Below are 13,217 nucleotides of genomic sequence, written 5' to 3' on the forward strand. Positions count from 1 at the left end.
CCCCCGAACTGGAGATGGAGTCCCTCCTCTTCCTTCTGCGCGAGCTGCCCGACGGCTGCCCGGAGCAGCGCCGCGCGGAGGGGCGCCTCGCCCAACTGGTGCAACCGCACGTGGCGCGCGCGGCCGGCGCCGCCGCCCGGCGGTGGAAGGTGCGTGCGGAGGACCTGGAGCAGGAGGGCCTGCTGGCCGCCTGCCGGGCCTGGCGCCGCTTCACCCCCGGGCGCGCGCCGGGCCGCTGCCTCTACCCGGCCTACGTGCTGCGCCTGGCGAAGCAGGCCATGGTGCGCGCGGCCACCGGGGAGCGCAGCGCCGTCCACGTCACCCGGCACGCGCGCCGGAAGCTGGCGAAGGCGAAGAAGGTTGCGCAGGCGGAGGGCGTGCCAGTGTCCACGGCGCTGCGTGCGCAGGGCCTGGACGAGGCCTCGGTGCTGACGCTGGGCGAGGGCTCCATCTCCACCGTCTCCCTGGACGGGCTGCTGGCCGGTGGTGACGCGCGGGAGGACAGCGCCGCGGTGAACGCGGAGGCGCGGCTGGGGCTGGTGGACACGACGGCCGCGCGCCTGGCGTACGTGGCCGAGCGCGAGGCGGCCCTCACCGCGCTGTACCGGCTGCCCCGCCTGCAGCGCGTGGTGGTGCAGGCCCTGGCGGGCTTCGGCCGGGCCGGAGGGCTGGCGTCCACGGAGCGGACGGTGGCCCAGGAGCTGCGCCTGCCGGTGGCCCAGGTGCGCACGCTGCACGCGCAGGGGTTGAAGCGGCTGCGCGTGGCGCTCGACGCCCTGGGCCACGGGCCGGAGCTGCCCGCGCGCGCGGCGGGGAGCGTGCGCCGGCAGCGTGCGGCCGCGCCCCGGGATGCGCAGCCGCGTCCGGCGGGGCAGGGTGCCCAGCTCGGCCTGGCGCTCACCCGCGCGGAGTCCCGGCGCCCTTCGGCCTGGGGGGCGTAGCCGTGCCCACCATCGTCGCGGCGAAGGCGGGCACGTGCACCGCTGCAGGGTGCGGCGGGCGGATCCTCAAGGGCGAGTACGTGGAGTACTCCGCTGCCATCGGCACGCGGCACCTGGAGTGCGCGAGTGCCGAGCAGGGCAGGCGTCCCAACCTCAAGGCCGGGAAGTGCCGGTGTGGCACGGTAGTGCCCCCGCGCGAGGGCTGCCTCGTGCTGAAGGAGGCACGACGTGGGCGCTACTTCGTGAAACGCTGGATGGTGCTGTGTCGACGGTGTGACGTCCCGGCTACATCTTCAGAACCGAGCCCACATGCTTCTCAACGGAGAAGTCGCTGAGCCCTTGCTTGGGGAAAGCAAACTGAAGCTGCACAAGCGGAAGCTGGTTGGGGTCCTCCTCGTCGAAAAAGTAGAGTTCGACGGCGACCTCATCAGGGCGTTTCGGAGCCATGTCGTACGTGGACCATTTGACGATGACTCTGGCTGGCCAGTCGATGTCTCTGCGCTTGGTCTGGACGGCCTGGATCATGAGCCGGATTTGCTCGTATCCCTCGCGCGAAAGCCCAGCCTCAAACGGCCGGGTCGGCCAGATGTATCCAAACTCAGTAGTGACAGCCATTCGCTCCCCCTGGACGGTGCTCAGCCGATCTTCGAGGCAGTTGACCAGGAGCGCCAGAAACGCGCCAAGCAAGAGGCCACGCGAGGCCACGCGAGGCCACGATCATTGGTCTCGCGCGTGCCTTGGGCTTCGCAAGCCTTAAGCGATGAGGGCGGGCAGTTCGTCGCCCGGCTTCGGCAGCAGCTCCAGCGCGTCCCCGGCATTCGGGTTGAAGGTGGCGCCCGGGAAGCCGATGAAGACGGGCAGCTCCGCAGTGGGCTCCACGCTTGTCACCTCGGCCAGCGCGTCGGTGCCCTGGACGCGCACGGTGTCCCCTCGGTGGACCTCGTGCAGCCCGCGCTCCACCGCGAGGTAGAGTCCTCCGCCTTCCTCGTCCGGCGCCACCGCCGTCACCTTCAAGGTGACGAGGCGCGGGGCATCGTCATTCGCTGCGAGCATGGGCGGGGGCTGGTTGCGCAGCCGGGCGATGGCGGCGGCCGCGCGCCCGGGGACTGGATGTGGCTGGCCTGTGCGTCGCGCTCAGCGTGGAGCAGGCCCAGCAGCGCCTCCTCCCGGTCCTCGCAGCGCTGCACGGCGAACGGCACCGCCCGTTAAACGCGCTTCTCGCGCGGCCCCAACTCCTCCCACTCGGCAGGGAGCTACATTGCTACGCCGCCCGATATGGCTGTGTACCGTTCGGCCCCGGTCTCCTGGGCTCACTTTGGCCAGTAGAAGTGGACGAACAGCCGCGCGGGGATGGCGAGTGAGAAGAACACCAATGCGGAGATAAGAGGCTTGAGCCGGAGTTGGGGGGCGCTGCGGCGCAGGTAGAGCAGCCCCGCGACACCGCACGCGACCATTGCGGTGCCGCTGAGCATCGCCCATCGCAAGTCGCTGAAATAGCCCACGCCCATCCAGAGCAAACAGATTCCCAGCCCCAACACGAGACCGAGCAGTCCCGCGGCATCCATGCGGCGTCCCACCTGGGCCTGTGACACCGACGCGATGGGCTTCCACGCGCTCAGCTCCCCGCGTAGCTCCGCGTAGCCGTCCACGAAGGGAGACAGCGCCGCGGCCTTGCCGGGGGTGATTCCGCGCACCAGGAGCCCGAGCGCGGGTGACTCCTCGATGTGCGTCACCTCTTCGCGCCCAAGGCGCAGTTCCGGGAGAACCTCGCTGCGATGCGAAAGCCCTGCCTCACCGACCTCCAGCACGTAGGAGTCGAAGTGACGGGCAGCTGTGCTTCCGACTTCCGGAGCTGGCTGAAGACGGAGAAGACCATCACGCCCAGCACCAGCACGCCCAGCACGGCCAGCATCGTCGCGGAGAGGTCGGGGCTGTCAGCGAACCCACGAAGAGGCCACCCACCACGGCGATCAACATGATGGGAAGGCGGCGCAGGAAGAGGCGGCGGTTTTGCTGGATGGCCTCGGAAAGACATTCGCGGCGAAGCCAATAAATCGTCATGACCCGGGCATTCTCTCCGCGCTGGCCCGGACGTGCCAGCGCCAGGTGGCGCAATGGCTTTCAGCCTGGGACTCCAGCATCGCGGGAAGCGTGCGCGGCGAACCTCGCCTACTCCAGCGGCGCAGGAAACGCTGGCAACGCGGCGAAATCCTCGGGCACGTGCTGGCGGATCACCCGGGCGTTGGATTCCTTCGCCAGCGCCTCCACGCGGCGCATCGATTCGAGCGTCTGTTCGCGACTGAAATTGTACGACGGCACCAAGTGCCGTTCGCGCGACTCGCGCAGATGCCACAGGTCGCCGGTCAGCAGGACGGCGCCGGACTTCGCCGTCTTCAGCAGCAGCACGGTGTGTCCGGGCGTGTGCCCGGGGGCCTGATGGATCGTCACGGTGCCGTCGCCAAACACGTCGTTGGTGTCGTTGCCCTCAATCAGCACGGTCTTCGCGTGTTCCAGGGCGCTGTAGGCGGCGACATCGCCACGCTGGCGGGCTTCGTCGGAGAATGCCGCCGCGCGCTCGTCCGCATCCACGATCCATGTCGCGCCAGCGAACAGGTTGGCGTTGCCCGCATGGTCGAAATGCATGTGCGAGAACGACAGGTAGTCGATGTCGGCCGGTGCCAGCCCGAGTTCGCGGAGTTGAGCGGTGAGTTTCTTCGGGACCTCGACGTGCACCGGCGCACCCTTCGGGCTCATGCCGCCCGGCATGTCCGCGATACTCTCGGAGAATCCAGTGTCCCAGAGCAGGTCGCCCTTCGGATGGCGGATCAGGTAGCACGGGTCGATGAAGGCGCGTGCGATGCCTTTCATTGAACCATCGTCCACCAGCGAGTCGACGTCGGAGAACTGCACATGGCCGCAGTCCATCGCGTAGAGCTTCACGGCGGGCGGCGCCGCAACGCCGGGTTCGGCCGGTGCATCGGCGGCGGACGTCTGCAACGCGGGGTTCTGGCTGGCGCAGGCGGTGAGCGCGAGACAGACGGATAACAGGCGGGTGGTTTTGATGGCGTTGCTCCGACGGGAGATGGGGGAATGAAGAACGGTGCCGGGTTGGCTTCTACCGCATCGAGGACTGGCTCAACGACGACATCCTGAGCACCCAGGCGCTCTACAACACGCGCGGCGCACGCGACACGCGCAACTCAACCGACAAGACGGCGGCACCCGACAAACAGGGTGACCTCCTGCTCCAAACCCGGAAGATGCCGGAGGGTGCGCTGCTGGCCTGGAAGACAGTCATTGTCTTCCCCCCTCGGCCCGAGGGGTGGGTGAAACCCACGCGCAGCCGCTCTTGTGCTGGTTCCCGGCGCCAACCACGGAAGCACCCTCCCAGGTTCGCTCGCCACGGTGGCGTGCCCGATGCGGAACGCGACGCCCGTTACCGAGAGTGGCCTTCAGGTCGAACGCCAGGGGCTCGCTCGATCGCAAGGCGGCGTCTCAGGTCCTCGAGCAGCCAGCGCCCGGCGGGGCCGAGCATTCGGTCACGTCTGTGGGCCGCATAGATCGTCAGCCCGTCGCGTGGAGTCGTATCCTCATCGATGTGGAGCAGCGTCAGCCGGCCGGCGGCGATCGGTTCGGCGACGAGATGCTCGGGCATGCGACACCACCCGAAGCCGGCAAGCAGGAAGTCCAGACGCCGTCCAAGATCGACGAAGCGCCAGAGTCTCGCGCTGAGAAGCCCGTAGTTCTCGCCGCCGGGATCGACTGGATCCGTGAGCACGAGCTGGACGTGCGGCTCCAGGTCCGCCCGCGTGGCCGACCGCCCGAGCGAAGCGAGCGGATGCGCGGGCGCCGCCACGGGCAGCAACCCGATCCGGAGCAGCGGATAGGCGACGATATCGTCGGGAACGGCAGGCAGGAGCAGGCAGATCGCCAAGGCGGCCGAGCCGTTGCGCAGGCGCCGCAACGAACCGCCGAGCCCCTCCGTCGAGAAGCTGACCGGAAGCGCGGGAAAGGTGCCGCTGAGCGCGCGCAGACTTTCGATCAGCGGTGCCGTCGGCACCAGAGGATCGATCGCGAGCGCGAGCTCGGGCTCCAGCCCCGCGCGCGTGCTTGCCGCCACCGCCTCGAACCGGGCCGCGCTCGCCAGCACCAGCCGCGCCTGCTCGATGAGTACGCGCCCGATCTCGGTCAGCCGCGGCCGGTGGCCGCTTCGGTCGAAGAGCTCGACGCCCTGTATCTCCTCGAGCGTCGCCACCGCCTGACTGATCGCCGACTGCGCACGACCGAGTTCGCGGCCGGCAGCGGAGAAGCTGCCTGTGTCGGCAATCGTCACGATGACGCGCAACTGATCCAGGCTGAGATTGCCAATCACGGTCCATCACTCATACCGATGAAAATCATCATAACTTCATCGCTTCCGCAAGGGATGGGCAGCCCCTAGGGTGTGTCTCATGCAGCCGACCTACTTCATCAACCATGGTGGCGGACCGTGCTTCTTCCTTGAGCCGGGTCCCATGCGCGCCGCCTGGAGCGAGTTGGAGCGCTATCTTCGCGACTTCGCCGGAACGCTGTCCGAGCAGCCGAGGGCCATCCTCGTTGTATCGGGCCATTGGGAAGAGGATCGTCCCACGGTCAATGCCGGTGCCGCGCCGCCGCTGCTGTTTGATTATGGCGGCTTCCCCGATTACACCTATCAGCTGACCTGGCCCGCGCCCGGTTCGCCCACACTCGCGGCGCGTGTGCGTGACCTGCTCGGCGCGGCGGGGATCGACAGCGCTGCGGACACGACGCGCGGTTGGGATCACGGCGTGTTCGTGCCGATGAAGGTCATGTTTCCGGCGGCCGAAATCCCTGTCGTTCAGTTGTCGCTTCAGCATGGGCTGGAGCCCGCCGCTCATCTCGCCATGGGGCGCGCGCTAAAGCCGCTGCGCGGCGAGGGCGTGCTGATCGTGGGCAGCGGCCAGACGTACCACAACATGCGAGGCTTCATGGCCAGGGGCCATCCAGTTGATCTGGCGGCCGAAGCCTTCGACGACTGGCTCCGCCAGACCATGCTGGACGGCGCGACGCGCGACCGCGCGCTGATCGACTGGGAGAAGGCGCCCGGCGCGCGTCAGGCCCAGCCGCACGAGGACCACCTGTTGCCGCTGATGGTGGTCGCCGGTGCCGCGTCGGGCGAGCCGGGACAGGTCGCCTTCCACGGCCACGCACTCGGTAAGCCGATCTCCGGCTTCCGCTTCAACCAACCCGTATCGCAAGGAGACCTTCAATGACCAGGCTTCTCGTCGTCGAGACCAGCCCGCGCGGCGATTCTTCCATCTCGCGCACCATGACCCGCCGCTTCGTCGCCGACTGGCGGGCCGCGCACCCGGGCGGCGAGGTGGCCGAGCGCGACCTCATGGAGACGGAACTCCCGTTTGTTACCGCGGCCTGGCTTCAGGCCTATTTCACGCCGCCCGAGCAGCATTCGCCCGTGATGAAGGAGGCGCTCCGGCTGTCCGACGAGCTCGTGGCCGAGTTGCTCGCCGCCGACCACATCGTCATCGCCACGCCAGTCTACAACTACAACGTGCCGGCCGCGCTGAAGGCCTGGGTGGACCACATTGTGCGTAAGGGGCTGACGCTCGGCTTCGATGGGCGGGGTCTGGTCACGGGCAAGAAGGCGACGGTGCTGCTCGCCTCGGGCGGAATCTATACCGAGGGGTCGCCTATTCGCGATCGAGACATCGCGCCCCAATATCTGCGACTGATCCTGAACGTCATTGGCATCACCCACGTGACAATCGTCGCCGGCGGCGGCGCGAAGGTCGTCGACATGGGGCAGGAGACGATGGAGGGGTTCTTGGCCAGACTCCAGCCCGACATCGCGCGAGCCGCTGCGGACTAGTACTGTCTGGTTATTCGGAGCACCCATCCTGACCAGGTACACCACGCGGCGGCTTCCACACGCCGCCAACGTGGTGCTGCCCAGGGACCGCGGGCCTTCGTCACTTACACTGCGAGATGCAGAATGCACGGTAGGACGTGCAGTAGTACGGGTCGCCGCCGCCGTAATAGCACTGGTAATATTTCGCGTCGCAGGCGTCGGTGCAGGGACTGGGCACCGCCATCTCGATGATGCGGTTCGCTTCCTCCTGGCTCAGGTCCTCCGGCGCCTCGACTCCGCCACAGCCGGCCAGCAGTCCCACCGCCATCAGCCCTGCAATGATTGCCACTCGCATGTGCTTCTCCCGGTCTTGAAGGTCTGTGCTGCCTTCCCAGTCTAGCTTTGCCGATGGCGCCAAGACCAGTGGTCCCCTGAACCGGGCCCCGGCTGCCGCTACCCGGGCCCCTGCAATGCCTGCCTCAAGAACGCACGCCAGTCCTCCAGCAACTGGGGTGACACGTCGTGGCCCAGGCCTGGATAGGTCCTCACCTCGATGGGCACACCCATCGCCTTCAAGGCCTCCACCCGCGTGTGCGTCTGCTGTGTCTTGATGATGGGGTCCACCTCACCCTGGAGCACCAGCACCTGGCTTGACTTCGGCAGGGATTGCGCGGGGTCTCCCAGCAGCCGCGAGCCCATGGGCACCGCCACATCCACCAGCTCCGGATGACGGATGGCGAGCATCCACGCGAGGTCTCCTCCGTAGGAGAACCCCGTCACCGCGACGCGGCGGATTTCAGGATGGGCACCACGGACCTCCCGGATGAGGTCCGCGAGTTGACCTGCCACCCGCTCCACATCCGCTGTCTTCTCGGTCCAGCCCTTCTGCTCGTGCTCGGCGGGGAACCACGTGAAGCCATCCCGGTGGGGCCTGAAGCCACGCGGCGCCAGCACCCGCACGGCGGTGCCCAGGGGTTGGACGTGCTCGTCCCAGAACTCGGGCGTGGACCCGGAGGAGTGCAGGACCACGAGCAGCGCTTCCGGCTCCGATGCCCCCAGGGTGTAGGTCTTGGAGGTGAGCGGCGGCGAAGCACCCGCGGCCGGAATCTCTGGCCGGGTGCTGGCACAGGCCGCCCCCAGCATCGACAGGATGAACAGCACAGCGGCATTGAGACGCTTCATGGGTCCTCCCAAGGGCTTCGCCTGCGTGCCGTCCATCCCCGGCGCCTGCCTCCGGTGTGGAGGCAGGCGCCGGGTTCCCCCCTAAGTCAGGGGCTCACGGCAGCGGTGACAGCTGGATGTTGTCGAAGTTCGTGTCCCAGCCGTTCGACGTCGCCAGCGTGACGGACGAGCAGCTGCCCAGCCAGTTCGTGACAACGTGGGTCACCTCCCCCGGTGTCAGGCTGAAGGTGCGCGTGGGCTGGTTGAAGCAGCTCAAGGTGAGCGTCGCGCCCGTGTCCCAGGTGAAGGCATCCAGGCCCACGACGGTCCGCTCCCCGTAGATGAGGAGTTCCCCCTGGTTCACACCCCCGCCGTTGAACGAGACGCTCTGCGTGGTGAACCCGCCCCAGGGCGACGCGAGGTACCACTTGTTCTGCACGAAGTAGAAGGGGCCGTGCGGGCCGGTGATGGCCTCGTCCGCACCGTCGAAGCCATCGAAGGTGACCAGGTTCGACGCGGGGCCGATGGGGATCGTCAGGGTGCTGCTGTTGTTGCCCGGGACGTTGTCCGTCTCGGAGGCCGCGACGGTCGCCTGGAACTGGAACGTCCCGGAGACCGAGGGCACCAGCGTCATGCGAATGACGGCGTCCTGCCCGGCAGGCAGGCCCGTGATGTCGCAGTGCATGTTGTCGTTGGTGTAGTAGCCGCAGGTGCCCACCGACGCGGTCGGATAGAAGGTGAAGGGCGCGAGTCCGGCGGGAACGGGAACGTCGAGCGTGAGGTTGGTGGCCGCCCTCGTGCCGTGGTTCGTCACCGTGATGTCATAGTTGAGCGCCTCGCCCCGGACGCCCGTCCCGGCGGGGAAATCGTGCTGCACGGACAGGTCGACCGGGGACGCGTTGCCCGTGGCGGGCACGAAGACGACGTCCACCCAGAAGTTGGCGTTGTAATACACGTCCGTGGGGAAGGCGCTGCCATTGAGATGGCGCACGCCGTTGCCGCCGGCCGCGGCCGAGGACGGCGCGTGCAGGGGCGGCATGTCCACGCCCGCGCTGGCGAAGTAGGAGGCCGTGATGCCGTAGTAGCCCCCGGGCGCGAAGTACGACACGACATAGGTCGTATTCGCGGCGAGGCTCACCGGCGTCACGAACGCCAGCTCGCGCCAGCCGAAGCCGCTCTCCACGGGCGCCTGCACGGTGGTGCCCAGCAGCGTCCCGGTGGCGCTCCACAGGTGTCCCACGACCGGGGGCGTGTCCATGCCGCTCTTGTAGTAGCGGACCTTCGTCACCGTGCCCGCGACGTCCGAGTGGAACTTCAGGCCCACCTCGGTCGGCGTGGCGTCCCCGTTGATGCCATGCGGGTCGCCCGTCACCACGTTCCAGAAGCTGCACGGGTTGCAGCTGGTGCTCGCGAGCGTGGTGGCGGTGACGGTGGCGGACGCGGGCCCCACGTTGCCGGCGGCATCACGGCCGCGCACGGTGTAGGAATACGCGGTGGCGGGCGTCAGGCCGGTGTCGCGGAAGCTCACGGTGGTGCCGGGCAGCTCCGCGATGAGCTGGCTGCCCCGGTACACCAGGTGCGCGCGCGCGTTGCCCTGCACCTCGCCCGAGCCGTCCACGGAGGCGTACCAGGTCAGGTCGATGGCGGTGGACGAGTTGGGCGTCGCCGTCACGTTGGTGGGCGCCGTCGGGGGCGTCGTGTCATTGGGCTGGAAGGCCACGTCCACCCAGTAGTTGCTCGCCTGGAAGGTGTCGGTGGGAAGGCCGCTCGTGCCGTAGTGGTAGAGGCCGTTGCCGCCCGTCGTCCCATCCGCGAGCGCGTGCAGGGGCGGTGCATCCAGCGCGGAGGCGAAGCCGTTGCTCGTCACCGCGTAGTGCCCCGCGGGCGCGTAATACGAGACGACGTAGTTCGTGTCCGCCGTGATGGTCACCGGCGTGGCGAAGCGCACCTCCTGCCAGCCCGAGGCCGTCTCACCCTGGAAGGTGGCGGTGGCGAGCCGCGTCCCCGCCGCGTTCCACAGGCTGCCGGTGTGCGTGCCCGTGTTGCCCGCGCCCTTGTAGAAGCGCACGCCCATGATGCGGCCGGGCGCGTCGCTGCGGAAGCGCACGCCCAGCTCCACCGCGCCGCTGTCGTTCGCGGCCGCCACGGCCGGCACCGCGGTGGTGGCGAAGAGCGAACGCTCACCCGTCAGCAGCGGCTGCGCGGCCTCCTCGGTGCGCGGTGCCTCCGGGGCCGCCGGCTGTGACGGGCCGCAGCCCGCCTGCACCCAGGTGAAACCCACTACCAGTGTCGTGACCCAGCGTGATGCATGTCGAAGCACTTGGACTCCTTGGGGGGAAAGACTGGCGATGAGATCTCACACCGCCGGTTTCGGAGTCGAGCATTTCAGGGAAGGCTGATTTTTCCAGGCTTGTGTCCGTGGGATGCGGGGGAGGACGAAGCCCGTTTCAAAGCGCGTCGCGGAGGCCCCTGGGGAGGCCCTGGGAAGGCCCCTGGACGGGCCTCCGAGGGCCCCGTTCCATGTCAGACCCCCCGGGTACTCTTCTTCATGTCGCAGCCAAGAACGAACGAGGGGGTTTCCGCGCCATGAGCACGTCTGTGATTGATAACCGCGTCGAGGTCGTCTTCAGCTTTGACACCACGGGCAGCATGTATCCGTGCCTCGCGCAGGTGCGCAAGAAGCTGGGGAGCGCGGTGGCCCGGCTCACGAAGGAGATCCCGGGCATCCGCATCGGCATCATCGCGCACGGCGACTACTGTGACGCGGGTTCCACCTACGTGACGAAGGCGTTGGACCTCACGGATGACGCGAAGGCCATCACCCGCTTCGTGGAGAAGGTGGGGCAGACGGGCGGCGGTGACGCGCCCGAGTGCTACGAATTGGTGCTGCACGAGGCGCGGAGCCTGTCGTGGACGGAGGGCTACACGAAGGCGTTCGTGCTCATCGGCGATGACGTCCCGCATGGGCCGGGCCAGAACCCGAAGAAGCTGGACTGGCGCAAGGAGGTGGATGCGCTGGGCAAGCGCGGGGTGCCTGTCTACGGCGTGCAGGCGTTGAACCGCCGCCACGCGACGGCGTTCTACAAGGAGCTGGCGGAGAAGTCGGGCGGCTTCCACCTGAGCCTGGATCAGTTCGCTCACATCACCGACATGCTGCTGGCCGTCTGCTACAAACAGTCCTCGGACGCGCAACTCCAGGCGTACGAAGCAGAGGTGTCTCGCGAAGGCCGCATGAGCCGTGGGTTGAACAGCATGTTCAACACGATGCTCAAGCGGGCCACGTCCACGCTCTTCGGTGAGACGGACCTGCGGGCGGTGCCGTCCGGGCGCTTCCAGGTGCTCGAGGTGGATGGGGACTGCGCCATCAAGGAGTTCGTGACGGAGAACGGCCTGGGCTTCAAGACGGGTCGCGGCTTCTACGAGTTCACCAAGACGGAGACCATCCAGGGCCGCAAGGAAGTGGTGCTGATGGACCGCAAGACGGGCGACCTCTACAGCGGCGAGCGCGCGCGGGAGATGCTGGGCCTGCCGCCGGGAGAGACGGTGCGCATCCGGCCCGCGAGCCTTGAGAAGTACGTCGTCTTCGTCCAGAGCACGTCCGCCAACCGGAAGCTGCGCGGCGGCACGAAGTTCCTCTACGAGGTGGAGGACTGGGACGGGGCGCGCGGGCTCGAAGCGGCCTGAGTGGAGGCCCGTCTCCCAGGCTGCGCAGACCGTGGCGCGCCAGCCGGTGGGGCGACGCCGGGCGGACGGGTTGGCGGCAGGCGGGGGCGCCACCATCGTTGAAGAGGGAGGGGCCCCGGCTCTTCCCGGACCCATGGCTCGCCTGCACGACAGTCCGGCGTCTCCGACCCTGGGCGGGGCTCCGCCAGGGCACCGCCACATCCTGGAATCCGTCTTCGCCAGCATGGGCGAAGGCGTCCTCGTGGCGGACGAGCACCGGCGACTGGTGCTCATGAACCCGATGGCGGAACACCTCATGGGCATCAAGGCGACGGGCGTGCCTGTCGAGCAATGGCCCGTGCACTTCGGGCTCTACCTGCCGGACCAGGTGACGCTCCATCCGCCGGACTCCCTGCCCATGGCCCGGGCCCTCCGGGGGGAGTTCGTCGTCCGCGCGGAGCTCTTCCTGCGCAACGCCGAGCGGCCGGCGGGGGCCTGGCTGCTCGTGAACTCGAGTCCCATCCGCGACGAGGCCGGCAGGTCGTGCGGCGGCGTGTCCATCTTCACCAACGTCACCGAACACAAGCGGATTGACGCGGTGATGCGCGCGGGGTGGGAGAAGTACCGCTCGCTCTACAACAACACCCCCGTGATGATGCACTCCATTGACGCGCAGGGGCGGCTCATCAGTGTCAGTGATTGCTGGTTGAACAAGCTGGGCTATGCGCGCGAGGAGGTGCTCGGGCATGACTCGGTGGAGTTCATGACGCCCGAGTCCCGGCGGTATGCCCGCGAGGTCGTCCTGCCCGCGTACTTCAAGACCGGTGGCTGCTGGGACGTGCCGTACCAGTTCGTGAAGAAGAACGGGCAGCGCATGGATGTCCTCCTGTCCGCCATCGCGGATCGGGACGCCTCCGGCACGATGATCCGCTCCCTCGCCGTGCTCATCGACGTCACGGAGCGGAAGCGGACGCAGGAGGCGCTCCTCGAGAGCGAGCGGCGGCTGCGCGCCATCCTGGACAACGCGCCCACCGTCTTCTTCCTGCTGGATACTCAGGAGCGCTTCATCTTCGTGAACCGCGAGTGGGAGCGGCTCTTCCACCGCAGCCGGCAACAGGTGGCCGGGCGGACCGTCTTCGATGTCTTCCCCCGGGAGATCGCCGAGCCCCTGCACCGGACCAATGAGAGCGTCCTGCGTTCCGGCGCCTCCGTGGAGGTGGAGGAGAAGGTCGTGCACGACGACGGCATCCACGTCCACCTCACGCAGAAGTTCCCGCTCTTCGACTCCACCGGCGCGGCCTATGCGCTCTGCGGCATCGCCACCGACATCACCGAGCGCAAGCGGATGGAGCTCTCCCAGCGCTTCCTGGCCGAGGCGGGACGCGAGCTGGTGACTTCGCTTGATTATGAGACGACGCTCCAGCGCGTCGCCGAGCTGGCGGTGCCCGGGCTGGCGGACCTGTGTGCCGTCTTCGTGAGGTCGGACGGGGGCGAGTCCCTGCGGCCGGTGGCGGTGGCGGACAGCTCGCCGGCCCGCGCCGCGGACGTGCGGGAGTTCCTCCAGCTCCACCCGCCTCCCCCGGAGA

At 68.3% G+C, this 13,217-nt stretch carries 13 protein-coding genes; 5 read left to right on the forward strand and 8 right to left on the reverse strand.

Annotation, left to right across the window (positions count from 1 at the left end):
* A partial coding sequence (locus D7V97_RS29175; RefSeq protein ID WP_120613908.1) for a sigma factor occupies window positions 1-941 on the forward strand: 941 nt, incomplete at its 5' end.
* 285 nt (window positions 942-1,226) lie between these two features.
* On the opposite strand, the gene D7V97_RS44305 is transcribed toward D7V97_RS29175, so the two are convergent.
* The 5 genes from D7V97_RS44305 to D7V97_RS29210 all read right to left on the reverse strand — a co-directional run bounded on the left by D7V97_RS44305 (window position 1,227) and on the right by D7V97_RS29210 (window position 5,313).
* Window positions 1,227-1,646 carry a hypothetical protein gene (locus tag D7V97_RS44305; protein WP_147445020.1) on the reverse strand — a complete coding sequence of 140 codons (420 nt, stop codon included), beginning with the start codon at window positions 1,644-1,646 and terminating at the stop codon, window positions 1,227-1,229.
* Window positions 1,647-1,694: 48 nt separating this feature from the next.
* Window positions 1,695-1,994 carry a hypothetical protein gene (locus D7V97_RS29185; RefSeq protein WP_147445021.1) on the reverse strand — a complete coding sequence of 100 codons (300 nt, stop codon included), beginning with the start codon at window positions 1,992-1,994 and terminating at the stop codon, window positions 1,695-1,697.
* 257 nt (window positions 1,995-2,251) lie between these two features.
* Window positions 2,252-2,674: a hypothetical protein gene (locus tag D7V97_RS29190; protein ID WP_120613911.1), complete on the reverse strand. Its 423-nt coding sequence runs from the start codon at window positions 2,672-2,674 to the stop codon at window positions 2,252-2,254.
* 436 nt (window positions 2,675-3,110) lie between these two features.
* Window positions 3,111-3,938 carry an N-acyl homoserine lactonase family protein gene (locus D7V97_RS29200; RefSeq protein WP_233583293.1) on the reverse strand — a complete coding sequence of 276 codons (828 nt, stop codon included), beginning with the start codon at window positions 3,936-3,938 and terminating at the stop codon, window positions 3,111-3,113.
* A gap of 439 nt (window positions 3,939-4,377) precedes the next feature.
* Entirely contained in the window at window positions 4,378-5,313 is a 936-nt protein-coding gene (locus D7V97_RS29210) for a LysR family transcriptional regulator (RefSeq protein ID WP_120613914.1), read from the reverse strand.
* A 79-nt stretch (window positions 5,314-5,392) separates the two neighbouring features.
* On the opposite strand from D7V97_RS29210, the gene D7V97_RS29215 reads away from it, so the two are divergent.
* Both D7V97_RS29215 and D7V97_RS29220 read left to right on the forward strand, forming a co-directional pair.
* The gene (locus D7V97_RS29215) at window positions 5,393-6,214 is read left to right on the forward strand and encodes a class III extradiol ring-cleavage dioxygenase (protein WP_120613915.1); all 822 of its coding nucleotides are present in this window, start codon (window positions 5,393-5,395) and stop codon (window positions 6,212-6,214) included.
* On the forward strand, window positions 6,211-6,828 hold the full coding sequence (locus tag D7V97_RS29220) for an FMN-dependent NADH-azoreductase (protein WP_120613916.1): 618 nt from the start codon (window positions 6,211-6,213) through the stop codon (window positions 6,826-6,828). Before D7V97_RS29215 ends, D7V97_RS29220 begins: the two co-directional genes overlap by 4 nt.
* A 100-nt stretch (window positions 6,829-6,928) precedes the next feature.
* On the opposite strand, the gene D7V97_RS29225 is transcribed toward D7V97_RS29220, so the two are convergent.
* The 3 genes from D7V97_RS29225 to D7V97_RS29235 form a co-directional block, all read right to left on the reverse strand.
* The gene (locus D7V97_RS29225) at window positions 6,929-7,162 is read right to left on the reverse strand and encodes a hypothetical protein (protein WP_147445022.1); all 234 of its coding nucleotides are present in this window, start codon (window positions 7,160-7,162) and stop codon (window positions 6,929-6,931) included.
* A gap of 98 nt (window positions 7,163-7,260) precedes the next feature.
* A complete protein-coding gene (locus D7V97_RS29230; protein ID WP_120613921.1) occupies window positions 7,261-7,989 on the reverse strand; it encodes an alpha/beta hydrolase in 729 nt (242 codons plus the stop codon).
* 94 nt (window positions 7,990-8,083) lie between these two features.
* A complete protein-coding gene (locus tag D7V97_RS29235; protein ID WP_233583294.1) occupies window positions 8,084-10,249 on the reverse strand; it encodes a DUF4082 domain-containing protein in 2,166 nt (721 codons plus the stop codon).
* A gap of 305 nt (window positions 10,250-10,554) precedes the next feature.
* On the opposite strand from D7V97_RS29235, the gene D7V97_RS29240 reads away from it, so the two are divergent.
* Both D7V97_RS29240 and D7V97_RS29245 read left to right on the forward strand, forming a co-directional pair.
* Window positions 10,555-11,652 (forward strand): vWA domain-containing protein, encoded by a 1,098-nt coding sequence (locus D7V97_RS29240; protein WP_120613919.1) that lies wholly within the window; start codon window positions 10,555-10,557, stop codon window positions 11,650-11,652.
* 223 nt (window positions 11,653-11,875) lie between these two features.
* A partial coding sequence (locus D7V97_RS29245; RefSeq protein WP_233583295.1) for a PAS domain S-box protein occupies window positions 11,876-13,217 on the forward strand: 1,342 nt, incomplete at its 3' end.

Origin of the sequence: Corallococcus sp. CA053C, assembly GCF_003611675.1 — a bacterium.
Lineage (GTDB): Bacteria > Myxococcota > Myxococcia > Myxococcales > Myxococcaceae > Corallococcus.